Here is a 23,501-nt window from a genome sequence, read left to right on the forward strand (position 1 = left end):
TTCAATCGTAGGTCATACAAGGAGGGTGATGGTCATAGAGTAGAGTAGAGACACAGAAAGGAGACTCTATTCTATGCAATCATTCCGCCAAGCCTTTAAGGATCAGACCATGCTCTATGTATTCGTAGGCGTCTTGTTTTTAGTTGGGGTGCTGTTTGGAGCGTTAATGGTCAATGCACTTTCATTAGAGCAGCAGCAAGAAATGGCCCGATATTTAAACCACTTTTTTGTAAACGTGCAGGATGGTGGAGAAACCATGAGTCAGTCTTCTTACTGGAGCATCGCAGCCCTTCATCTGAAATGGATTGGTTTGATATGGATTCTGGGATTATCCGTCATCGGGCTTCCGGGAATATTGATATTGGACTTCTTAAAAGGAGTGCTTATTGGGTTTACGGTCGGTTACTTGGTCGGACAGTATTCTTGGAAAGGCCTGCTGTTCGCCCTGGTGTCGATTGCACCGCAAAATTTGCTCATCATCCCCGTGCTCATGATGTGCAGTGTAGCGGCGATAACCTTCTCTCTATACATCATCAGGGACCGATTTATTATGAATCGGGGCGGGAGCATGGTAAAGCCCTTTGCTTCGTATGCGATGCTGACCTTTTTCATGGTCCTGTTAACGCTCGGAGTCGCTTCATTTGAAACCTGGGTAACCCCGGCCATGATGCGCTGGGTCACGCCAATGTTGCTATAATCCGCGAATTTTTCCATAAAGCAAAACCGTTTGACTTTGTTTGTCAAATCCCCCTATAATGAAGGAAGTGAACAATAACGTGCAGTGATTTCCAAGGGGGAGGGAAACGATGGAAGCGCGGATCGACAAAATTAAGCAGCAGCTACAATCCCAAGGATACAAATTAACGCCCCAACGGGAAGCCACGGTAAGCGTATTGTTGGAAAATGAAGACGACCACCTTAGCGCAGAGGATGTATTTATGCTCGTGAAAGAGAAGGCTCCGGAGATCGGTCTGGCAACCGTGTACCGTACCCTAGAGCTGCTCAGTGAGCTTCATGTTGTCGAGAAGATAAATTTTGGCGATGGTGTCGCCCGTTATGACTTGCGGACGGATACTTCGAAGCATCACCATCATCATTTGATATGTACTCAATGTGGAAGCATGGATGAAATACGCGAGGATTGGCTCGGTCCATTGGAAGAGCGGTTAGAGCGAGAGTTCAACTTTACCGTTCATGACCATCGGCTTGATTTCCATGGTATATGCTACCGTTGCAAAGAGAAGGGCAAGAATGACCAGGACAAATCATAAATTTATATCATGCAACAAACCGCAGTGATGACCATCACGGCAAGCCCTCTACGGCGGTAAGCCGGGAGGGTTTTTTAGATGGTAACCTAATATAGATGGAACATGCACGAATCCGTATCGTTCACGCAAGAACAATCTAGCTTTTTACATCAACGTACGTCGAGAAGACGTTTTTTTTATTCTATCCCAATACCACTCAAGTCCAATGACTAAAGAACGATCAGCGAAAAGCCGTCATAATCCTGCAGCTTGTATCATAGGCTTTACGTGAAGTGATCCTGTAATACCCACTTTCACTTGGTGATCATTGCAAAGATGAAAGAGAGGCGCTGCCAGTGATTATATCGATCCGAAAAATAGGCTCATTGATCCGATTTATTACGATGTTTGCCGTTCTGACGATGTTTTTTTACTTCGTGCTGGGATGGGTGGGAGATTGGCTGACCCCAATGGATCCTTACCGTGCACCTTCCGGTCAAGCGGTTAAGGCTTTTCAGCCTGAAAGCACCATGGACTCCCGATATTCGCCGGCGGAACGTCTGCGATTGTACTACTGGTATGGGGAGTGATTGTGCTTGTAAAGGGCACACGGGAATAGGAGCAAAAAGATTATGAAACAATATCTGGACGAATATGTAACCTATCTGGAAGACGTGAAGGGACTATCCCGAAGTACGATTGAATCATACCGGGCCGACTTACAAGCCTTCATGGCTTTTGCCGCGGAAAGAGACGTTATCCATCCGCAGGAAGTTACACGAACAATGCTTGGATTATACATGGGCAGACTGAGGCAGCAGGGCAAGGCGGCGTCGAGCCTGCTTCGCTGCACGGCGTCCTTGCGTTCCTTTTTTCAATATTTGGTGCGTCAAGCCGTTATAGGATTAGATCCGACCCAGTTGCTAGAAAATCCGAAGCCGGAACGGAAGCCGCCTAAGTCGCTAACCGTTGAGCAGGTGGACAAGCTGCTGTCGGCCCCGGATTCCGGAACCCCTCAGGGGGCCCGGGACAAAGCGATGCTGGAGCTGCTGTATGCTTCAGGCATCAAGGTGTCGGAACTGGTGAACTTGAGCACGCATGACATCAACATGGATATGCGCTTCCTGCGCTGTGCCGTTTCCGGAGGGAAGGAGCGAATTCTTCCGATTACCCAGATCGCAGCCGAGAGCGTGGCTTTTTATATGCAAGATATGCGGGACAAGCTGATTCGAGATGCTGATGAGGATGCATTATTCCTGAATTCACTCGGTACGCGCTTGACACGGCAGGGATTTTGGAAAATTATTAAAAAGTATGGCAAGCTGGCCGAAATCGATGAGGAGATCACGCCGCATACCCTTCGTCATTCGTTTGCCATTCATTTGCTGCAGAATGGTGCCGACTTACGTTCGGTTCAAGAGATGCTGGGTCACTCGGCATTATCCACCACCGGCATATATCAATCCACCAAGAAAAGCATGAAGGAAGTATACGATCATTATCACCCGAGATCTTAGTCGGGACCTACTCTACTAGGATCTACAACTTATTCTCAGTTAGGAGAGGTATGAACATGAGTTCAATTCATCAACAAAGCATTAAGGAAGCAGCGGCATACATACGCGGGCAGAAGGGTGTCGAGCCCGAGGTCGGCCTGATTTTAGGTTCAGGACTCGGCGTGCTGGCCGAACTGATTGAGAATCCGGTCTCGATCCCGTACACGGACATTCCTCATTTTCCCGTATCGACTGTAGAAGGCCATGAAGGAGAATTGCTGCTGGGCACCATTCACAATCGACCTGTCGTTCTGATGAAGGGCCGGTTCCATATGTATGAAGGCTATGGTCCGGAAGTGACTGCTTTCCCGGTGCGCGTCATGAAAGAGCTGGGTGTGAAGAGTCTGCTCGTTACCAATGCGGCCGGCGGCATCAACACGTCCTTCGAGCCGGGTGATCTCATGCTGATCTCCGATCATCTGAACATGACAGGAACCAACCCGTTAATCGGGCCGAATGATCCGGATCTGGGCGTGCGATTCCCGGATATGTCCCAGGCTTACAGCCGTCAGCTTCGCCAATTGGCAAAAGAAGTTGCCGTGGGTCAAGGCGTTGCGCTGAGGGAAGGCGTCTATGCAGGTCTGCTTGGACCAACCTATGAGACACCTGCCGAGATCGTCATGCTGCGTACGCTAGGTGCGGATGCGGTTGGTATGTCCACCGTGTCTGAGGTCATTGTGGCCAGACATGCCGGCCTTGAAGTGCTGGGCATCTCTTGCATCAGCAACATGGCAGCCGGCATATTGGATCAACCGCTATCCCATGACGAGGTTATGGAGACAGCGGAGAAGGTCCGGGAGAAATTCCTTGCGCTTGTCATGGCCATTATCCCAAAAATGTAACATCATTCTAGTACGGGGGAGCTGTCTCATAAGTAGGTTTGCTCACTTGACGGACGGTTCGTCCGATTAAAAATGTGTCAAATAAAGAAATGGCGGTGCTCAGGATGTTATCTCCTTGCACCGCCATTTCTTGCTTTTTGGTCCGTTGCCTCTTGCTTGAGCAGATTATGGCCAAGCGAAAGCCATCCGACCTCTAGGCTCACTTTCGTCAGTCCTCGAAGCAGAAATCGCCGGAATCCCCGGTTATTCATCAACTGCCCAAACACACTCTCCGGTTCGACCATTCGCCGCACCGACAACGCATAGCCTTCCTCACTTCGAAGTTTCTCTCTCACTTGCTGCTTGTAACGAAGATACCTGAGACTTACGCTGATTTTCCCGGTTCCCTTGAGCTTTCGTGCAAGCAGCTTTGAATGAACACCCTTCGCAACTCACGCTTCGGTAGTGTCGCTTCCGTATTTCATATCCGCTTACCATCCGTTTCCTTACTTTCATAGCGAAACCGGAGCTTTCGCCCAGCCGCACACGTCCATGTATCTTCTGCTTCGTCGTACTGCCAGTTGTCTAGCTTGCTGATATCTTGTTGCCACTTCGGTTGACCGATTCATTGACGATGCGAACAAGATGATAAGGAGGAATGTCATCCTCCAAGTCCATTGGCAGATAAAGTTGGTCCATGGTATATTGAATGTACAAAGAAATCGTTCCTTTCGTAGATGGTGGGTCGCACTTCCATTTTACCAAGAAACGGTTTCTTTTCGTATGTCTAGAGTATGTTTTCGCACAACGTAGCGGAGAGGACGAAACGATTCCGGACAAGTGAGAGCGGTCGCCTTTGCCCCCGAATTTCATCCTTGCCTAGTACCATTTCAAGAAATTTGGGGGCAACAGTTATCATGAACGAGACAGACTCCCCGTAATTGCAACATCTTAGGTTAATTTTGGGAATAATGGTGTAGTAGAAGCTAAACCAAAACCAAAATCAGAGCTAAATTGCAAAGGAGAGTCTGTACTATGAAGGATACCATAAAATACGTAGGCTTAGACGTGTCGAAGGAAAATATTGCTGTATCTGTAGCTGATCCAGGAAGAGAAGGCGCTCGGTATTTGGGCACGATTCCTCATACCGAGTATCACATCTTGAAAGTATTGAGGAAGTTAGGCCAACCCAATGAATTAAGCGTTTGTTACGAGGCAGGTCCAACAGGATATCCTTTAGTTCGTTTGCTAACTGCACATGGATATGACTGCATTGTTATCGCCCCATCACTTATGCCTAGTCGTCCAGGAGAACGGGTAAAACGGATCGTAGGGATTCGATGCGTCTGGCACAATTACTTCGAGCAGGTGAATTAACACGTGTGCATGTACCTACTCCAGAGGAAGAAGCGCTTCGTGATTTGGTACGAATGCGTGAAGATGTTAAGGAAGACCGAGCTCGAATCCGGCAGCGGATCGGGAAGTTTCTCCTTCGTCATCAGATTGCACCTAAAGAGCCACTTCGCCGCTGGACGGCTAAATACCGGTTATGGTTAGGACGTATTCCATTCGAGTCCGCTTCTCAACGTTTGGTTCTGCAGGAAATGCTGCATCAGATGGATGAAAATGAAGAACGTCTGAAGCGTTTGGAAGCAGCCATTCACGAAGAAGCCACGGAAGGGCACCACGCCCCCTTAATACAAGCCCTTCAAACCTTACGTGGAGTAGCTGAAACGACAGCAACAGGAATCGTAGCGGAAGTGTGTTCATTTACCCGGTTTGGTAATGCGAAGGCTTTCATGGGGTACACAGGTTTGGTGCCGAGGGAATACTCAAGTGGCCAAAGCCGATGGCAGGGAAACATTACGAAATCGGGGAATACGCACCTTCGTCGTTTATTGGTCGAATCCGCTTGGAGTTACCGCTATAAACCTGCGCTACAAGGAGAGTTAAAGAAACGTCAACAAGGAAAATCTCCTGAAATTCAGGCCATATCCTGGAAGGCACAGCATCGACTACATCGAAAATACACGAAAATGCTGTCAAAGGGTAAGCCTAGTGGCAAAGCAGTTGTGGCCGTGGCGCGTGAACTAAGTGGATTTATTTGGTCGATTGCCCGAGAACTTGAAGAGAAAAGGATAAATAGGTGATCACCATTCCTATTGGAATCTAGTCGTATTGTGAGAATGGTTGATTCAAGGTGATCCCGTTCCCCAAAAAAACAGGTGGAAGATGAAAAACTGAGTTAGAAGGCAAAGGGAAAAGCCGTAAGAGAGAATCCACGTCCATCGCTATGTGCCATCCCTCCAAAGGAAACGACGCACGACAACAGTTCGTGGTGCACTCTCTGCAGACGGAGAGAAAACATGCGGTATACAAAACCCGCGGATATCAGACTGCTCACCGTTGATAGCTTTTGCCTTCTAGTTCAGTTTTTACACCCTCTCTTGTATAAAGGGGATTGGGAAAACAAGGGAGTTACAAACTGCTATTTGACAGGTCTCGTTCATATCAGCGATGGGAGGATCGATTCGTACACGGAGCGTCTCCTCACAGAAAAAGGGGGCATTCCGCCAGATCTAAGATCTTTTGGGACACCCCCTTTTTGCTTAAGATTCTAGAATGTATAGGTTTTCAGCGAAGCTATTTGCATTTATATGTTTTTGGGGCCCTCGCAAAGTATTTGGAATAAGTATCGAAGCATAGGCTCCACTTTGTTGGGGTATGGTATTGGGGTCCCCGCAAAGTATTTGGAATAAGCATCGAAGCATAGGCTCCACTTTGTGGGGCTATTCTGCGTTCCCTTAAGTTCAGGGCGATAATATTTCCTTGAAAACTGGAATAATTTGTTTTCATCCTGACGACAATGAATATCAGACCCGTTTCTTTTCGGGATGCTATTACGAATGTCAGGAGGGGATGGAAGTGAAAAAAGCGTTAATAGCTGGATTTCTGGTTCTATTTGTAGGGTTGTCCAGTGTAGCTGTACCAAGTTATGCAGAAAATAGCAAACCCGGCGAAGGATCATCTCAAGAGGAACTGGCACCAGGTGCTCGTTCTGCTATATTGCTGGATGCGGATACCGGAACCATTATTTACGAGAAAAACAGCCATGATAAGCTGCCTCCGGCGAGCATCACCAAGATCATGACGATGTTGCTTACGATGGAGGCCATCGACGAAGGACAATTGCAGTGGACGGATAAGGTGCGTACCAGCGAATATGCGGCCTCCATGGGCGGATCCCAGATCTTTCTTGAGCCTGGTGAAGAAATGACGGTGGATGAGATGCTCAAAGGCATTGCCATGGCATCAGGCAATGATGCTTCCGTCGCAGTGGCGGAGAAAATTGCCGGCTCGGAGGAAGCCTTTGTGAAGCTGATGAATGAGAAAGCAGCCGAGCTGGGAATGAAGGATACACATTTTGTGAACTGCAACGGCCTTCCTGCTGAGAATCATTATACTTCGGCCCACGACATTGCGGTCATGAGCCGGGAGCTGCTGAAATACGACCAGATCACCAAATATACGGGCGCCTATCAAGATTATTTGCGTAAAGATTCGGACAAACCGTTCTGGCTGGTCAATACGAACAAGCTGGTTCGATTCTACACTGGTGCTGACGGATTGAAAACCGGATACACGTCAGAGGCCAAATTCTGTTTATCGGCAACGGCCAAACGGGACGGACTGCGCGCTGTTGCTGTTGTGATGGGAGCTCTGGATACGAAGACGCGGAATAATGAAGTATCTCGCATGTTTGACTATGCCTTTTCCCAGTATTCGATGCATTCCATCTATAAACCGGGTGAAGTGTTAGGTATCGTGAAGGTCCAGAAGGGAACCGTGCCCGAGATCTCGATTCAAGCGGATAAAGATTACAGCGTGCTGGTTAAGAAGGGCGTAAAGAGTCCGGATATCCGTCATGAAATTCAGATGGAACCGAATTTGAAGGCGCCGGTAGCCGCCGGACAAGTTGTCGGCAAGCTAACCGTCTATCAAGGTGAACGCGTGGTGAAGGAGTTCGAGCTGACATCTCCTGTCGAGGTGAAGAAGGCCGGGTTCTGGAAGCTGTTCAAGCGGACAACCGGCAAGTTGTTTCATGTAGATTCATAGGAGTTTTCTTCTAGTTTTGTCGGGATGCAGGAATGTCTTTTTCAAATGTAGAAATCTTTGTTCATGTCAGGGAGGAGAGTGAGCAAACATGAATCTGCATGTTGATATGGAGCATCACAGGCATGTACTGATCGTCCGACTGTCCGGGGAACTGGATCATCATACGGCCGATCATGTCCGGATGCAGCTGGATGAAGCTATTCAGAGACGTCAAACAGAGCACTTGGTACTGAGCTTAAAGGACTTGGACTTTATGGACAGCTCAGGACTTGGGGTCATCCTGGGACGCTATAAATTCATCAAGCAAAAGGGCGGAAAGATGGCGGTATGCGATGTCAAGCCGCAGGTTTACCGCTTGCTTGAAATGTCGGGGCTGTTCAAGATCATGCCGATATATGAGAACGAGGGCACGGCACTCTCGGGTTTGGAGGTAGTGTCATGAGTGAAGGAAAAGCACAGCATAATTTTATGACTCTGCAGTTTGCCGCAAAGTCGGAAAACGAATCCTTTGCCCGTGTCGCCGTGGCTGCGTTCATCTCCCAGATGGATCCCAACATGGATGAGCTGAGTGATCTCAAAACGGTGGTCTCCGAAGCGGTCACAAACAGCATTATCCACGGGTACGATAGTGATTCGGAAGGGATTGTCAGGATTGAAGCCTCCATAGACGGGGATATGATTACGCTGTGCATTGAAGATTCCGGCCACGGGATCGAAGACTTGGAAATGGCCAAGCAGCCGCTCTATACATCAAAGCCAGAGCTGGAGCGATCCGGTATGGGATTCACCATCATGGAAAATTTCATGGACGAATTTGAAGTGGTCAGCGAACCAGGCAACGGTACGTCGATCAAAATGAAAAAGAGGATCGAATCTAAGAAAGCTTTATATAATTAGGGGTTGGACAAATGGATGCCGATGTGAAGAAAACTTCGCAGACTTATTTGGACGACGCGGAGGTCAAACGACTCATTGCACTTAGCCAAAGCGGGGATAATGTCGCCCGGGACACGCTCGTCAACTGTAATATTCGTCTTGTCTGGTCTGTCGTTCAGCGGTTTATGAACCGGGGGTATGAGCCTGATGATCTGTTTCAGATCGGCTGTATCGGTCTCCTCAAATCCGTGGACAAGTTCGATCTCAGTTATGACGTAAAGTTCTCGACCTATGCCGTACCGATGATCATCGGAGAAATTCAGCGTTTCTTAAGAGATGACGGGACCCTCAAGGTCAGCCGATCGCTTAAGGAAATGGCCAACAAAGTCAGGAAGAAGCGGGACGAGCTGTCCAAGCAGCTCGATCGTCTTCCAACGGTGAAAGAGGTTGCCGAAGAGCTTGGGGTAACCCCCGAGGAAGTGGTGTTTGCCCAGGAGGCGAATAAACCGCCAACCTCGATTCATGAGACCGTATTTGAAAATGACGGGGATCCCATAACGCTAATGGATCAGATAGCTGATGAATCGCAAGAACGATGGTTCGACAAGCTGGCCTTGAATGAAGCAATAGGTGGCTTGACCGAACGGGAGCGGCTCATTGTTTATCTGCGGTATTACCGGGATCAGACGCAGTCGGAAGTTGCCAGCCGGCTGGGCATATCCCAGGTGCAGGTATCGCGACTTGAGAAAAAAATATTGCAGAGCATACGGAACGAGATCGCGCAGTAGCGGGCCTCAGCCGTTATTCGAAAGTCTGCTCAAACTTAACGCCGCCCTTAGGGACGGCGTTTTTTCATTTTTTAGTAAACCTTTTGGTCGTTTGGCGGATAAGAAAGTATGGTAAATCCGAGTAGAAACGAGAGAGATTTCCCATACTAACGGTAATCTAGCAGTAAAGGAGTGTTTCGGATGAAGGTTAATCCCACTCCGACGGTGTTTCTGCAGCTAAGGAGCCGCATACGGTTACCAAGAGACCAGACCGTCAAACTAGGTGATGTCGCCTTCATTGTCTGCGAACCCGAATGGGAGAGACGGCTTAGAGCCCTGCCGCTTACGCAGCCGAAGGATATCGATGGCAACCGCCTTGTCATGGATCTGATTCAAATCATCCCGAAGATTCAAGCCTTGATTCCGGGTGCCCATATCGAACCGATGGGAAACCATCATACCCTGGTGGAGCTTGTCGGTCCAGAGAGCAAGCGATCAAAATTGTGGTTCCCGCTCATTTGGCTGCTCTTGTTTTTCGGTTCGGCTCTGACCATTATGAATTTCCATGCCGACGTCAACATGCTCGAGGTACAGATCCGAATCGTCGAAATGGTGACGGGGAAAAGAGACGAGCATCCCTATTTGTTCCAGATTGCATACTCGCTGGGGCTCGGATTCGGCATGACGGTGTTCTTCAATCATTTGTTCAAGAAAAAATGGAATGAAGAACCGACACCGCTTGAGGTGGAAATGTACCTCTATCAGGAAAATCTGGATCAGTTCGTGGTCGCCGAAGAATATCGGAAAATGAACGCCGGAGCCGATACGACAGGTAAGGAACCATGATGTTGTCCATTCTGCAAGGGATATTCACCTGTGTTCTTGGCGTAGCTGGGGGCATCGCCGTCGGCGGGGGAGTCATTGCGCTCATCATCGTGCTGGACATCATCCCGAGATTGTCCCAACTGACGGCAACTTATAGCCGGGTCCATTGGTATGAAGGGGCTTTAATAGCGGGATCTTTTATCGGCACGGTGGCCGATTTCTGGAGATGGTCCGTTCCATTGGGACCGGTTGTGAGTACCGTGATCGGATTGATGTGCGGGATTTTCATCGGCATGCTGGCAGCGGCATTGACGGAAGTATTGAACGTATTGCCGATTCTGGCCAAGCGGCTCCGGTTGACGGGGTATTTGTTTGGTCTTCTTATGGCGATGGTGGCAGGCAAGGTGGCGGGCTCTCTGTTCGACTGGTTTGTTTACAACAAGTGATAGTTATGGCTAGGAGGTAGGTTATGGACGAGAAAACAACACATAACGGCGAACTGGAAACCGATATTCCGATCATTCCCCCATCGGAGATCAAAGCGTTGGAGGAAAAAGAGCTGAGGGAGAAGAGGGAGGCCGAAACCTCCGACAGTACCGAGGAATCCGTCATCTACTGGCAGCAAACGGACCATGTTCCCGCGAAGCTGAGTGAACTGAAAAAAGTGCTTAAGGAAGTTATCGGTCTTGGGGTTTCTTTTGATGTGATATTCCGTGAAATGAACTTTGCCGGCAGAAATGCGGGGCTTCTCTTCTTAAACGGCTTCACGAATGATGTCGTGGTGACGGATATATTGACAAGGCTGACGTACCTGACACCAGAGGATGTGAGCAACCAGGCACTTACCGAGATGATGACCCGCTATATTCCCCATGTCCAAGTGGAGCGGGATACAAGACTCAGCAAAGTGATTAACGAAGTGCTCTCCGGTATATGTGCGCTGTTCATTGAGGATGCGCATTCCGCCATCTTGTTGGATACCCGGAAATATCCTGTGCGCGGGCTCGAAGAGCCTGCGGTGGAACGCGTTGTTCGCGGCGCAAGGGACGGGTTTACGGAGACGCTCGTTACCAACGTGAACCTGGTGCGAAGACGGGTTCGCGATCCGGGACTGCACATAGAGGTCATGAAGGTCGGAAGACGGACGAGAACGGACGTATGCCTGGTTTTCATTGATGACATCGCGGACCGTACCCAAGTTGAGGCGATTCGCAGCAAAATCCAGGAAGTGGATTTAGAGGGGCTTCCTCTCGGTGATAAGCAGCTCGAAGAAGCAATTGTGAACAAAGGCTGGCACCCTTTTCCGCTGGTCAGATATTCGGAACGGCCGGATGTTGTATCCTCCCATCTGCTTGAAGGCCGAATTGTTATCATGGTAGATACTTCGCCGAGCGTAATGATCATGCCAACCACATTCCTGGATCTCTGCCAGCATGCCGAGGAGAATCGTCAGACCCCGTTTATGGGAACGTACCTGCGCTGGATACGTTTTATAGGCATTTTTGCATCCATGTTCCTGCTCCCGCTGTGGATGCTGCTGGTTGTCCATCCTGAACTGAAACCACCGGGACTTGATATCATCGGTCCGCATGAGAATTCTAAAATTCCGATTATCCTGCAGTTTCTGATTGTTGAATTCGGCGTGGATTTGCTCCGCTTGGCTGCCGTGCATACGCCGACACCGTTAGCGTCGGCGATGGGTTTGATCGCTGCGATTTTGATCGGCGATATTGCTGTTAAGACCGGATTGTTTGTTAACGAGGTCGTCCTGTATATGGCGGTGGCGTCCATTGGGATGTACGCGACCCCGAGTTATGAGCTGGGACTTGCCAACCGGATGGTCAGGCTGCTCCTTCTGCTTGCAACAGCCCTGTTCGCGGTCAAGGGCTTTGTCATCGGGACGACGCTTCTGATTCTGCTCCTGACGACCCACCGTTCCTACAACTCGTCTTACTTGTGGCCGTTTATACCATTTAGTGCAAAAGCGATGGGCGAAATTTTGTTCCGCAAACCGCTGCTTCTGTCAAGAAGACGCCCGGCTATCAACAAAACGCGTGACAACACCAAAATGGGCCCTGAAATGAATCCGAGAGGCGAGCATTAACAATAACACAAATGTTGTGTTGAAAAATCCATTTTGATTACCTTCCGTTGTCTGCTATACTGTGAACAATTATTCGATTACCCTAATTTTGAATCAATGGATCGGAGGAATTGTAAGCATGTTTTTACACGGTACTAGCAAGATTAACGATCAGGGGCATTTGGAAATCGGCGGGTGTGACACATCCGATTTAAAAGCTCAATATGGAACACCACTATATATTGTAGACGAGCAGTCGGTCCGTAATCGCTGCCGGGAATACATTGAGGCCTTCAAGGCGTCCGGTTTGAAGTTCCAAGTCGCGTATGCCAGTAAGGCGTTTTGCGTGATGGCTATGTGTCAATTGGCTGATCAGGAAGGGATGTCGCTTGACGTTGTTTCCGACGGAGAGCTGTACACCGCACTAGAGGCCGGGTTTCCGGCGGAACGGATTCATTTCCACGGAAATAATAAAACGCCGGATGAGATTGAGATGGCGCTGGATGCGGAAATCGGCTGTTTCGTTGTCGATAACGTAGTTGAACTGCATATGCTGCAAGCGATTGCTGCCGAGAAGAACCAGAAGGTCAACATTTTGCTTCGTGTGACACCGGGAGTTGAGGCACATACGCATGAGTATATCTCAACAGGCCAAACGGATTCGAAATTTGGCTTCGATATCGGCAACGGCTCAGCTTATGAAGCGGTGAAGCTTGCCGAGGCTCAAGCGAATATTCATTTGATGGGCATTCATTCCCATATCGGCTCCCAGATTTTTGAGGTAGAAGGGTTTCAGATGGCTGTTTCACGCGTTGCAGAATTTGCAGCCAAAGTCAAGGCGGGACTCGGCATTACGTTCGAGGTTGTAAATCTTGGCGGCGGATTTGGAATCCGATATGTGGACGGGGACACTCCGCTTCATGTATCCGACTACGTAAAAGCGATTACGGATGCGGTGAAGACCCACTTCGCCGGCATTGACAACACGCTCCCTGAAATATGGGTCGAACCAGGCCGGAGTATTGTTGGTGACGCAGGCACCACCCTCTACACAGTGGGCACAAGCAAGGATATTCCCGGGGTCCGTAAATACGTTGCCGTAGACGGCGGAATGACGGACAACCCGCGTCCGGCGCTGTACGAATCGAAATATGAAGCGCTGCTCGCGAACCGGGCGAATGAGAAGCCGGAAGAAACGGTATCCATTGCCGGCAAGTGCTGTGAGAGCGGAGACATGCTCATCTGGGATCTGGAGCTTCCGAAGGTGGCAACAGGCGATTTGCTGGCCGTATCCTGCACAGGCGCATACAACTATTCCATGGCTAGCAACTACAACCGGATCCGTAAACCTGCGGTTGTATTCGTGAAGGACGGACAGAGCAAGCTGGTGGTACGCCGCGAGTCGCTTGCGGACATCATCAGCCACGACGTAGTGCCGGCAAGTGTAACGAAAGAAACCGTAACGAGCTAAACGGATGTTTGTTTTACGGCTCTAATATCCTAGAGGGCCCGCCAATGCCACCGGCTGCGGTCAGGGCTCTTTGGCATGCCTTGGACTTGATATGGAATGTGCAAACGGGGACAAGATCATTTTGCTTCGAGGCTCAATTCATAGTAAACTATAGAATGCATTGTAAAAAAATCGATTGAAGCGTTCTAATAACGGAAGGAGATAACACATATGGCTAAAAAAGCGAAGATCACATTGGAGAACGGCAAAGAGGTAGTGCTGGATCTGTTTGAGAATGATGCACCGAACACGGTAGCTAATTTTGAGAAATTGGCAAACTCCGGGTTTTATAACGGTCTTGTATTCCACCGCGTAATCCCTGGGTTCGTGGCTCAAGGCGGTTGCCCACAGGGAACGGGAACAGGCGGTCCTGGCTATACAATCAACTGCGAGATCAACCCTAACAAGCATGAGCGTGGCAGCTTGGCCATGGCGCATGCTGGCCGCAACACGGGCGGAAGCCAGTTCTATGTATGCTACGAGCCGCAGCCGCATTTGGACGGACAACATACGGTGTTCGGTAAAGTCGTTGAGGGCATGGAGTACGTGGATGCATTCAAAGGCCGTGACAAAATGGAAAAAGTAGAAGTATACGAAGCATAAAAATAGCTTCTGTACAGGACAGGCTCACTCTTAAGGGTGAGCCTGTTTTTATTGTTATTCCGGGGAGGGATTACGCAGGGTCAGGAAATAATTCACGAAGCTCTTCCGGAACAGGCCGACTTTTACGAGTATGCACATCCATCGCCACACTGGTAACGGCGGCATCGGCGCAAAGCTCTTCCTGTTCGTTGTAAATCTTCTGAATCAGCACATAACTTGTACGACCCATAGAATGCGGTTCGGTCACGATGGTCAGCCGTTCGCCTTGGCCGCACTCCTTGCGGTAGTTGATGTTGATATTGACGGTAACGGTCTGGACGCCAAGCCGTTTCAGCATATCATATTGAAGACCTCCTGCTTCATACCATTCCTCACGGCCCCACTCCAGATATTCCAGGTATTTGGCGTTGTTTACATGTCCGTTCACGTCGATTTCCGTTGGACGGACGATAATGTCCAGCGAAGTTTTCATCGCAGCTCGCTCCTTTTTAACTGTATCTAGTTCCCGTGTTTATCCTACTAAACTGTTCTCTCTATGGGAAGTATTCTCCTTCTGCAGTCAATACACATATTGGCAAATAAAGTTATGAACTATAAAATAGTTAGTTGTTTTTTCTTGCAATTATTAAAAGGTGGTGATAAGATTCTTCATAAGATCAAACAATTTCATATGTTTTATCCTTCGGGGCAGGGTGAAATTCCCTACCGGCGGTGATGAACGCAGTGATTGAGCTTTTGAAAGCAGATGGCTGCGTCTTAGTCCGTGACCCGGATATGCGTGTGTTGTTACACACCGTATGCGGTGGACCTGGTGAAAATCCGGGACCGACAGTATAGTCTGGATGGGAGAAGGAGTGAGAGACACATAAGCAACATGTGTTATTTGTGTCTACGCACACAACGTGATATGCGTTATGTGCAGGTTTTCACATGCAATTCAAACCTGTGCTTGCGATGATTGGATGTCGCCGGTTACGGATTTGGGTCGTTTGTTATAGGCAAAACCTGCATTTATGACGGTTATTTAGTGTGTCAATGATTAACTTCCATCAAACCCTGTTAAGGATTCCCCGAATCTTTGGCAGGGCTTTTTTATGTGAACATTGGGAAAGGGGCATGTTTACCATGGATATCGTCAACGATGAATTCTATATGTCACTTGCGCTGGACCTAGCTGAACGTGCTCAGGGTCAAACCGGGATAAATCCGGTTGTCGGCTGTGTCGTTGTTAAGGATGGTGCGCTTGCAGGGGTGGGAACGCATTTGGAGCGCGGAACACCGCACGCTGAGGTTCATGCCCTAAATATGGCTGGCAGCAAAGCTGCGGGCAGTACGGTGTATGTGACACTGGAGCCCTGCAGTCACTATGGTACGACGCCGCCCTGCAGCGAGAGGCTGATTGCCGAGGGTGTTCAGCGAGTGGTTGTTGCTTGCGAGGACCCTAATCCTCTGGTTGCGGGCAAAGGGATTCAAATGCTGCGCGCAGCGGGAATCCGGGTTGAGACCGGTGTCCTTAAGGAACGTGCGCTTCGCTTGAACGAAACCTTCATTAAGTTCATTACGACGGGTCTGCCCTTCGTAACGTTAAAGACGGCCAGCACGCTGGACGGCAAAATCGCTTCGAAAACCGGCGATAGCAAGTGGATATCCAATGAAGAATCAAGAGAGCTTGTGCATACGCTGCGTCATCGCCATCAAGGCATCATGGTTGGCGTGTCAACAGTTATCGCGGATAATCCGAGCCTGACAACGAGACTTGGTGTGAAAGGTTTGCATCCGATTAGGATCATCGTGGATTCCAGCCTGCGAATCCCGCCCGACAGCCATGTCGTGACAGACGGATCGGCGCCAACGTGGATCTTGACGACGGAGAAGGCCGATGAGTCGAAGCGGATCGGGCTGGAAGAGCTGGGCGTTCAGGTCATCCCCTGCGGGCCAGGTCCACGTGTGGATCTGAAGGCTGGGCTGGCGAAGCTGGGACAGAAGGGGATTGCCTCCATTTTGCTGGAAGGTGGCGGTACTCTAAATGGCTCGATGCTGGAACAGAAGCTGGTGGATCGGCTCATCCAGTTTATCGCCCCTAAGATTATCGGAGGGTATGATGCACCTGGAAATTACATGTTCAGCGGGTATGAACAGATGGACCAAGCGATTATGCTGACAGGACTTGAGACGGAAAGACTGGGCGACAATATTTATGTCACCGGGATTCCGGTCTGGAAATAAGGAGAAAGAAAGGAGGGAAGCCTGTGTTTACTGGATTGGTTGAGGAGATCGGCGAAATGAGGCGTATCGGACGGAAAGGCGAAGCCATGCTGCTGAGCATTTCCGCTAGCCGGATCATGAATGATTTAAAGCTGGGGGACAGCGTATCCGTTAATGGCGTCTGCTTGACAGCCACAACGATTGACAAAGGAATATTTACGGTCGATGTGATGCCGGAAACCTACAGAAATACGAACCTTAAGGAACTGCAGCCAGGCGGAAAGGTGAATCTGGAACGGGCAATGGCGGCCGGAGGTCGATTTGGAGGCCATATCGTTCAGGGGCATGTGGATGGCGTCGGCGTCATTCGGAATGTGCAGGCAGATCAGAATGCCGTAGTATACGAGATTGCGCCCGCGAGTGGGGATGTATTCAAATATATCATTCCGAAGGGCTCCGTCACACTGGATGGAATCAGCTTGACCGTTGTCAAAACAACAGATTCCTCCTTTACGGTATCCATCATCCCCCACACGCTGGCGGAGACGGTGCTGGCATATAAAAAAGCAGGCGATACGATTAATATCGAATGCGACATTTTAGGAAAATATGTAGATCACCTGCTGCATTACGGCTCAGAGAGGGCCGGGAGCAGAGGCGGGACAAAACCGGGAATCAGCAGGGATTATCTTGCAGAGCATGGATTTGCCTAAGCCGAGTGCTTCACATAGAGTCTCCATGAGAAGAAGGAGGAGTAGCGATGGATGAGCGCTTTTCATTTCATACAATCGAAGAGGCGTTAACCGATTTGAAGGAAGGCAAGGTCGTCATTGTCGTAGACGATGAAGACCGTGAGAATGAGGGCGATTTTATCGCATTAGCTGATATGGCAACTCCGGAGGTCATTAATTTTATGATCACCGAAGGCAGAGGGCTGGTATGTTTGCCCATGACGCAGGCCAGAGCTCAGGAGCTCGACCTCAAACCGATGGTTACCCAAAATACGGATTATCATGGAACGGCCTTTACGGTCTCCATTGATCATAAGGATACCACGACAGGCATCTCGGCCTATGAGCGGTCCATCACCGTCAAAGGTATCTTGGATTCGAATGCATCTGCATCCGATTTCCGAAGACCGGGTCATATGTTCCCACTGATCGCAAAAGATGGAGGCGTCCTGCGCCGGGCAGGGCATACGGAGGCCGCTGTCGATCTTGCCAGATTGAGCGGGTCCTATCCGGCCGGCGTCATCTGCGAGGTAATCAAGGAAGACGGTACAATGGCACGGCTGCCGGACCTTGTGGAGATTGCGAAGAAGCATGATCTGAAGCTGATCAGCATCAAGGATCTGATTCATTACCGCAATGAAAAAGAAAAGCTGGTCCAGCGAGAGGTAGCTGTGCGGATGCCGACCGATTTCGGCGTGTTTCAAGCGGTTGCCTACACCAACGACGTGGACAATAAAGAGCATGTAGCTTTGGTAAAAGGGGAGATCGATGGGAATGAGCCTGTCCTCGTACGCGTGCATTCCGAGTGCCTGACAGGAGATGTGTTCCACTCCCATCGCTGCGATTGCGGTCCCCAATTCGAGGCGGCCCTCCGCCAAATCGATGAAGCGGGCAGAGGCGTTCTTCTCTACATGCGCCAGGAGGGGCGGGGCATCGGCTTAATCAACAAACTGAAAGCCTACAAGCTCCAGGAGGAGGGACTCGACACGGTAGACGCCAACCTGAAGCTCGGCTTTGCGGCAGATCTGCGTGATTACGGCATCGGAGCCCAGATCCTGAAGGATTTGGGGATCAGAAAAATTCGCTTGCTGACAAACAATCCACGCAAAATCAAAGGCCTCGAAGGATACGGCTTGGAGGTGGTCGAGCGCGTTCCGATCCAAATGCCGGAGAACGAGGATAACACGGGCTACCTGCATACCAAGCAAGCCAAGCTCGGGCATATGCTGAAATTCAACGATATTGAGCAGAACGAGAGCACCAATTAATCACCACATCACAAAAGGTCAATCATGTGGGGAGGTTTGCCTCATGGAACGACCCAGCGAAGAGGACGGAATGCTGCTGGAGAAGCGGTAGCGGTCGCCTTTAATCCTGATTTCTTCCCTCCAGAAAATAGATCATGAAATCAGGAGTTAACAGCGATCGGAAGCAGCAGCCGTCAGCGCAGCGGACAACCACATCGATGTTATCCCAAATCCCATGTTTGACCTTATATAAACTCCAAACCGAAAGGAAGTTTTCTATTATGGCAACTATATTTGAAGGTAAATTAGTATCCGAGGGATTAAAGTACGGTATCGTCGTAGGTCGTTTCAACGAGTTCATCACCAGCAAGCTGCTGAGCGGCGCACTGGACGCATTGAAGCGACACGGCGCACAGGAGAACGAAGTGGATGTCGCGTGGGTGCCGGGAGCGTTTGAAATCCCGCTCATCGCCCAAAAAATGGCAGAAAGCGGCAAATACGATGCAATCATCACCTTGGGAACCGTCATTCGCGGCTCTACCACGCACTATGATTATGTGTGCAACGAAGTGGCCAAGGGGGTATCCGCAATTAACCTGAAGACCGGTGTACCAACGATTTTCGGTGTCGTCACGACGGAGAATATCGAACAAGCCGTGGAGCGTGCGGGAACGAAGGCTGGCAATAAAGGTTGGGATTCCGCGATGGCAGCCATCGAGATGGCGAACTTGACGAAAAGCCTAAAATAGTGCTTATTTAATGTAGTGCTCTTTTTTAGAGCACTGCATTTTATTTTTTGGCGGGAGGATTCACCGTGACCGTATTATACAAGCTGGAAACGTTTGAAGGACCGCTCGATCTGCTGCTGCATTTGATTGATAAAGCGGAAATCGACATCCAGGATATTCCCGTCAGCGAGATTACCGAACAATACATGGCCTATTTGCACAACATGCAGGAGCTGGAGCTGGAGATTACGAGTGAGTTTCTGGTGATGGCTGCAACGCTGCTGTCTATAAAAAGCAAGTTATTGCTTCCGAAGCCTCCGGTTATCGAGATGGACGAGTTTGATTTTTATGAAGAAGATGACATGGATCCGAGAGCAGAGCTTATTGCCAAGCTGATCGAATACCGCAAGTACAAAGGCATCGCCCGCCATTTGCATGAGAAGGAATGGGAACGCAGTTTAATTTATTCCAAGGAAGCCGAAGACCTCACGCCTTACATGCCGGAAGTGGAAGAGAATCCGGTGCAGGGATTACATATTTCGGATTTGATCGCTGCTTTTCAAAAAGCATTAAGCAAAGCAGTCAAACGCACATCGTATGCCCGCATTCAGCGGGATGAAATATCGGTTAAGGACCGGATTCGTCAGGTCATGGATGCCCTGGAGGAGGTTGGGCCGGGAGGCAGGATCCTGTTCTCCAAGCTGCTTCACGAAGAGATGGTACGGCATGAAATCGTGGTAACCTTCCTGGCCATTTTGGAGCTGATGAAAATGAAGCAAATTTTGTGCTACCAAGAGAAGTTGTTTGAAGATATCGTCATGGAGTGGAGAGGGGAAGGACGCATTGATGGATTATCCGAAGCTGAAATCGATTATTGAGGGGCTTCTGTTCCTGTCGGGAGAAGAGGGCTTGTCGGTTAGGCAAATTGCTGAGATCACTGAGCAGTCGGATGGCCTGGTTGGCGAAGCGCTTGAGGACATGAAGGAAGAATGGGAGCGTTACGAGCGGGGGATTCAGATCGTACAGATTGCGGGGAACTACAAAATCGCTACGCTGGCCGAACATGCTCCATATTTTGAGCGCCTGGCGTATTCGCCTTCCCGTTCTTCCTTGTCACAAGCCGCACTCGAAACACTCTCCATCGTTGCCTATCGTCAACCGATTACGCGTGTAGAGATTGAAGACATCCGCGGCGTCAAGGCCGAACGGGCGATCCATACGCTGGTAAGCAAAGGACTGATCGAGGAAGTCGGACGGGCCGAGGCGATTGGCAGACCGATTTTGTATGGAACAACCAAGTCTTTCCTGGAATATTTCGGACTTGCCAATATCAAGGATTTGCCGGAGCCGTCGCAATTTGAGGATAATGATAACTTGGAAGAGGAAACGCAGCTGTTGTTCGATAAGCTTGACGGTCGTCAACTTACGTTTGATGATGTAGAGGAAAGTTAGCCATTATACAACACAATAGGCTGTAATAGAATCCTGGGCGTGGAGAAATCCACCGTCTGGGATTTTTTAATGTCACTTGCGAAAATTTGAAATCAGGGACTTGGAATCGTTTCGCATCATTTGGGGGCACTTTTGCCATACTAAGCCAAGCGGATTACATTTTACTAAGTACGTTTTGGGGGTTACTTCGTGAGGGTATGGATCTTTCTGGCGGTCGGTTTGGTCGTTCTCCTCATCGTATTGCTGGTCGTTGTGCTGAGCTCCAAGGTAACGATTAAGCTGGATGTGGTTCTAAGAAAAGATGAATATAAATTGTTGGCGGAAATTAAAATGATCTTCGGATTGATTACGCGGAAATATGAGGTCCCCTTTCACCTGGCAAACGGTGGGATCGAGTTTAAGAAGGAAACCGTTCCTGTAGAGCAGGGGATTCCCCTCCATTCAAAAGAGCAGGAGGATCCTTCAAGCAGAACTATTCGATACAGGGACTATGCGCGGGTATTGTGGTCTACAAAAGGTTTCAAAAAATGGACGAGACAGACGATGGCGGCCGTTCATCTCATGGATGTGCGCTGGTCAACCCGGATTGCGCTTGAGCATGCGGCCGATACAGCGGTAGCGACCGGGCTGCTGCATGGCATCAAGCATACGCTTTTGGGATGGATGTCGTATCGCCTGATCATGGAAGAGATACCCCAAATCGATGTGGTGCCAATCTTTAACGGTCCTCCGCAAATTTCCACAGAGCTAAACTGCATAGCGAAAATCTCCTGCGGAAAAGCTATGTATGCTGGACTGGTACTTATAGTTCGCGTGTTAAAGGTGAAAGGAGGAATTAGATCATGGCAGAACACCCTATTCAAGGCTTGATGCAAACGGCTATGGAAAACATCAAGGGAATGGTGGACGTTAATACGATTGTAGGCGACCCGGTGAATACGCCTGACGGCAGCGTTATCCTGCCAATCAGTAAAGTGGCTTTTGGTTTCGCTGCCGGCGGTAGCGACTACAACGTTGAGGCGGGGGGCACCCACTCAACTACCACGAACGGGACGCATCACGATCACAGCGCCCTTCCTTTTGGCGGCGGCAGCGGCGGTGGCGTGTCCATTCGGCCGATTGCTTTCCTGGTCGTGGGTAAAGAAGGAGTGCACATCGTGCCGCTCGACAATCAAACCCATCTGTTTGAACGTATTATTGATGCGACACCGTTTTTACTCGATCAAATCCAGTCGATGTTTCAATCAGGCAGCAATGCCGCGAACGACACCACGCCTCCGCCTGCGTACTGATGGAGCAAGCAAATCCCTTTCGTTCACAGCGAAAGGGATTTTTGCTGTGAAGATTAGTGGATTTATAAGCTTTCAGCCGAGGCTAAACTCAAACCGATCATTGCTGGAAAAACTTCACTTTAATGGGGGGCGGTCTTGGTGAAAGTACGTCGACAGACGTTTCTATTGCGAAATGGACATACCTTTAGCGTGAACGACATATACTTGTACAAGATTTCTGAACACCGGAGGATAAGATGATGAAAATGAAATGGACGAACTGCAAGTCTTTGTTATCCATGTTGATGGTCATAAGCTGCTTGCTGGTTACGGCTGTCCCCGTGCATGCAGATCATGAGAATGGCCCCACCAATCATGCGCAGGCAGCTGCACTGATTGATGTCACTTCCGGTAGAGTGCTGTACAGTAAGAACGGGGACGAGCGTTTGAGAATCGCAAGCCTGACCAAGATCATGACAGCCATCGTGGCAATTGAACACGGCAAGCTGGATGATCGCGTCAAGGTCTCCCAAAATGCTTTTGCCAAAGAGGGCTCCTCGATCTTCCTGAAGCTTGGTGAGGAGATGACGCTTGAGAATTTGCTGTACGGCTTAATGCTGCGATCAGGCAACGATGCCGCGACGGCGATTGCCGAACATGTCGGGGGGACGGAAGAAGGCTTTGTGTTGCTGATGAACGAGAAGGCGGCAGGGCTCGGCTTGACGAACTCGCATTTTATGAATCCCCATGGACTGGATCATGATGAACATTACTCTTCTGCTAATGACGTAGCCAAACTGACGGCCTATGCCCTCAAGAACCCTGTCTTTAGCGAGATTGTCAAAACCCCGACCAAGAAAGCGCCCAATCCGAATGAAGCGTGGGACTACAAATGGGATAACAAAAACAAGATGCTTCGTTTCTACGAGGGGGCGGACGGCGTCAAAACCGGTTACACCAAAAAAGCATTCCGCTGCCTGGTGAGCTCTGCCACCCGAAACGGTCAGCAGATTGCGGCGGTCACGCTGAACGACGGCAACGATTGGAATGACCATTCCAAGATGCTGGATTACGGATTTGCCCATTTTCCACTGAAAAAGGTTACGGAGAAAGGGCAGAAGATCCAGGGCTATCCACTCGTCACAGGCAGTTCCTTTACGTATGCGTTCGCGCATGATGAGGAAGCACGCTTGGTGAAGAAACTGGTCCTGCATAAAGCGAGCACACCCGACTTGTCTTTCGGACTACGGGGTCATATTGAACTGCTGCTCGATAATGTCAGCATCGGCAAAATTCCAGTCTATGCGGAAGGAAGCAAGCTTCCTGAAGTCCCTGAGGTCTTGCAGAAGTCAAGAAGCACATCCGGACCACTCGGTTCGTTGTCGCTGTGGCAGTCTGCAGGAGAAGTGCTTAGGCATCTGTTCAGGGCCAAATCATAACTAGCCTTCGCTAAAGAGATC

At 49.6% G+C, this 23,501-nt stretch carries 28 protein-coding genes and 1 riboswitch; of the genes, 25 read left to right on the forward strand and 3 right to left on the reverse strand.

Going from position 1 to position 23,501, the window contains the following annotated elements; translation table 11 throughout:
* The first annotated feature begins 73 nt into the window (after positions 1-73).
* The 5 genes from spoIIM to NYE54_RS12250 all read left to right on the forward strand — a co-directional run bounded on the left by spoIIM (position 74) and on the right by NYE54_RS12250 (position 3,648).
* Positions 74-697, forward strand: coding sequence for a stage II sporulation protein M (gene spoIIM, locus NYE54_RS12230; protein WP_076320913.1), 624 nt, complete (start codon positions 74-76; stop codon positions 695-697).
* 109 nt (positions 698-806) lie between these two features.
* Positions 807-1,271, forward strand: coding sequence for a Fur family transcriptional regulator (locus tag NYE54_RS12235; RefSeq protein WP_006209405.1), 465 nt, complete (start codon positions 807-809; stop codon positions 1,269-1,271).
* Positions 1,272-1,606: 335 nt separating this feature from the next.
* Entirely contained in the window at positions 1,607-1,840 is a 234-nt protein-coding gene (locus NYE54_RS12240; protein WP_098742979.1) for a YqzK family protein, read from the forward strand.
* Between the two features lie 42 nt (positions 1,841-1,882).
* Positions 1,883-2,767, forward strand: a complete 885-nt coding sequence (locus tag NYE54_RS12245) for a site-specific tyrosine recombinase (RefSeq protein ID WP_339272127.1) — start codon at positions 1,883-1,885, stop codon at positions 2,765-2,767.
* Between the two features lie 56 nt (positions 2,768-2,823).
* Positions 2,824-3,648 (forward strand): purine-nucleoside phosphorylase, encoded by an 825-nt coding sequence (locus tag NYE54_RS12250; RefSeq protein ID WP_076320916.1) that lies wholly within the window; start codon positions 2,824-2,826, stop codon positions 3,646-3,648.
* 107 nt (positions 3,649-3,755) lie between these two features.
* Here the strand turns inward: NYE54_RS12250 and NYE54_RS12255 are convergent, their stop codons facing one another.
* Positions 3,756-3,983, reverse strand: a complete 228-nt coding sequence (locus NYE54_RS12255) for a transposase (RefSeq protein WP_339272128.1) — start codon at positions 3,981-3,983, stop codon at positions 3,756-3,758.
* A complete protein-coding gene (locus NYE54_RS12260; protein WP_339273477.1) occupies positions 3,961-4,143 on the reverse strand; it encodes a transposase in 183 nt (60 codons plus the stop codon). Before NYE54_RS12260 ends, NYE54_RS12255 begins: the two co-directional genes overlap by 23 nt.
* A gap of 519 nt (positions 4,144-4,662) precedes the next feature.
* Here NYE54_RS12260 and NYE54_RS12265 point away from each other — a divergent pair.
* The 11 genes from NYE54_RS12265 (at position 4,663) to NYE54_RS12315 (ending at position 14,407) form a co-directional block, all read left to right on the forward strand.
* Positions 4,663-5,004 (forward strand): transposase, encoded by a 342-nt coding sequence (locus NYE54_RS12265; RefSeq protein ID WP_339272090.1) that lies wholly within the window; start codon positions 4,663-4,665, stop codon positions 5,002-5,004.
* On the forward strand, positions 4,968-5,777 hold the full coding sequence (locus NYE54_RS12270) for an IS110 family transposase (RefSeq protein WP_339272089.1): 810 nt from the start codon (positions 4,968-4,970) through the stop codon (positions 5,775-5,777). The genes NYE54_RS12265 and NYE54_RS12270 overlap by 37 nt, the downstream gene beginning before the upstream one ends.
* A 775-nt stretch (positions 5,778-6,552) precedes the next feature.
* On the forward strand, positions 6,553-7,743 hold the full coding sequence (locus NYE54_RS12275; protein WP_339272129.1) for a D-alanyl-D-alanine carboxypeptidase family protein: 1,191 nt from the start codon (positions 6,553-6,555) through the stop codon (positions 7,741-7,743).
* Positions 7,744-7,831: 88 nt separating this feature from the next.
* A complete protein-coding gene (gene spoIIAA / locus NYE54_RS12280) occupies positions 7,832-8,185 on the forward strand; it encodes an anti-sigma F factor antagonist (protein ID WP_076320918.1) in 354 nt (117 codons plus the stop codon).
* Positions 8,182-8,640, forward strand: coding sequence for an anti-sigma F factor (gene spoIIAB / locus NYE54_RS12285; RefSeq protein ID WP_339272130.1), 459 nt, complete (start codon positions 8,182-8,184; stop codon positions 8,638-8,640). Before spoIIAA ends, spoIIAB begins: the two co-directional genes overlap by 4 nt.
* 11 nt (positions 8,641-8,651) lie before the next feature.
* Positions 8,652-9,407 carry an RNA polymerase sporulation sigma factor SigF gene (gene sigF, locus NYE54_RS12290; protein WP_006209412.1) on the forward strand — a complete coding sequence of 252 codons (756 nt, stop codon included), beginning with the start codon at positions 8,652-8,654 and terminating at the stop codon, positions 9,405-9,407.
* Positions 9,408-9,587: 180 nt separating this feature from the next.
* A complete protein-coding gene (locus tag NYE54_RS12295) occupies positions 9,588-10,232 on the forward strand; it encodes a stage V sporulation protein AA (protein ID WP_339272131.1) in 645 nt (214 codons plus the stop codon).
* On the forward strand, positions 10,229-10,657 hold the full coding sequence (locus tag NYE54_RS12300; RefSeq protein WP_339272132.1) for a stage V sporulation protein AB: 429 nt from the start codon (positions 10,229-10,231) through the stop codon (positions 10,655-10,657). The genes NYE54_RS12295 and NYE54_RS12300 overlap by 4 nt, the downstream gene beginning before the upstream one ends.
* A gap of 23 nt (positions 10,658-10,680) precedes the next feature.
* Complete coding sequence (locus NYE54_RS12305; RefSeq protein ID WP_339272133.1) at positions 10,681-12,315, forward strand: spore germination protein; 1,635 nt, start codon at positions 10,681-10,683, stop codon at positions 12,313-12,315.
* A 118-nt stretch (positions 12,316-12,433) separates the two neighbouring features.
* The gene (lysA, locus tag NYE54_RS12310; RefSeq protein WP_339272134.1) at positions 12,434-13,765 is read left to right on the forward strand and encodes a diaminopimelate decarboxylase; all 1,332 of its coding nucleotides are present in this window, start codon (positions 12,434-12,436) and stop codon (positions 13,763-13,765) included.
* Positions 13,766-13,975: 210 nt separating this feature from the next.
* A complete protein-coding gene (locus NYE54_RS12315; RefSeq protein ID WP_009595227.1) occupies positions 13,976-14,407 on the forward strand; it encodes a peptidylprolyl isomerase in 432 nt (143 codons plus the stop codon).
* A 70-nt stretch (positions 14,408-14,477) separates the two neighbouring features.
* Here NYE54_RS12315 and NYE54_RS12320 read toward each other — a convergent pair whose 3' ends face one another.
* Positions 14,478-14,879: an acyl-CoA thioesterase gene (locus NYE54_RS12320; RefSeq protein WP_339272135.1), complete on the reverse strand. Its 402-nt coding sequence runs from the start codon at positions 14,877-14,879 to the stop codon at positions 14,478-14,480.
* A 202-nt stretch (positions 14,880-15,081) separates the two neighbouring features.
* A riboswitch (FMN riboswitch) is annotated at positions 15,082-15,265 on the forward strand.
* 267 nt (positions 15,266-15,532) lie between these two features.
* On the opposite strand from NYE54_RS12320, the gene ribD reads away from it, so the two are divergent.
* From ribD to NYE54_RS12365, 9 genes are all read left to right on the forward strand, one after another.
* The gene (gene ribD / locus NYE54_RS12325; protein ID WP_339272136.1) at positions 15,533-16,633 is read left to right on the forward strand and encodes a bifunctional diaminohydroxyphosphoribosylaminopyrimidine deaminase/5-amino-6-(5-phosphoribosylamino)uracil reductase RibD; all 1,101 of its coding nucleotides are present in this window, start codon (positions 15,533-15,535) and stop codon (positions 16,631-16,633) included.
* Between the two features lie 23 nt (positions 16,634-16,656).
* Positions 16,657-17,325 (forward strand): riboflavin synthase, encoded by a 669-nt coding sequence (gene ribE / locus NYE54_RS12330; RefSeq protein ID WP_339272137.1) that lies wholly within the window; start codon positions 16,657-16,659, stop codon positions 17,323-17,325.
* A 47-nt stretch (positions 17,326-17,372) separates the two neighbouring features.
* The gene (locus NYE54_RS12335; RefSeq protein ID WP_076320927.1) at positions 17,373-18,611 is read left to right on the forward strand and encodes a bifunctional 3,4-dihydroxy-2-butanone-4-phosphate synthase/GTP cyclohydrolase II; all 1,239 of its coding nucleotides are present in this window, start codon (positions 17,373-17,375) and stop codon (positions 18,609-18,611) included.
* Positions 18,612-18,871: 260 nt separating this feature from the next.
* Positions 18,872-19,339 (forward strand): 6,7-dimethyl-8-ribityllumazine synthase, encoded by a 468-nt coding sequence (gene ribE / locus NYE54_RS12340; protein WP_006209422.1) that lies wholly within the window; start codon positions 18,872-18,874, stop codon positions 19,337-19,339.
* 65 nt (positions 19,340-19,404) lie between these two features.
* Positions 19,405-20,196, forward strand: coding sequence for a segregation/condensation protein A (locus NYE54_RS12345; RefSeq protein WP_071223898.1), 792 nt, complete (start codon positions 19,405-19,407; stop codon positions 20,194-20,196).
* Positions 20,165-20,770, forward strand: coding sequence for an SMC-Scp complex subunit ScpB (gene scpB, locus NYE54_RS12350; RefSeq protein ID WP_076320929.1), 606 nt, complete (start codon positions 20,165-20,167; stop codon positions 20,768-20,770). Before NYE54_RS12345 ends, scpB begins: the two co-directional genes overlap by 32 nt.
* 189 nt (positions 20,771-20,959) lie before the next feature.
* Entirely contained in the window at positions 20,960-21,640 is a 681-nt protein-coding gene (locus NYE54_RS12355; protein ID WP_339272138.1) for a DUF2953 domain-containing protein, read from the forward strand.
* Positions 21,613-22,062 (forward strand): GerW family sporulation protein, encoded by a 450-nt coding sequence (gene ytfJ / locus NYE54_RS12360; RefSeq protein WP_076320931.1) that lies wholly within the window; start codon positions 21,613-21,615, stop codon positions 22,060-22,062. The genes NYE54_RS12355 and ytfJ overlap by 28 nt, the downstream gene beginning before the upstream one ends.
* Positions 22,063-22,298: 236 nt before the next feature.
* Complete coding sequence (locus NYE54_RS12365) at positions 22,299-23,480, forward strand: D-alanyl-D-alanine carboxypeptidase family protein (RefSeq protein WP_339272139.1); 1,182 nt, start codon at positions 22,299-22,301, stop codon at positions 23,478-23,480.
* Positions 23,481-23,501: the final 21 nt, after the last annotated feature.

Source organism: Paenibacillus sp. FSL K6-1330, assembly GCF_037976825.1.
Lineage (GTDB): Bacteria > Bacillota > Bacilli > Paenibacillales > Paenibacillaceae > Paenibacillus_AQ.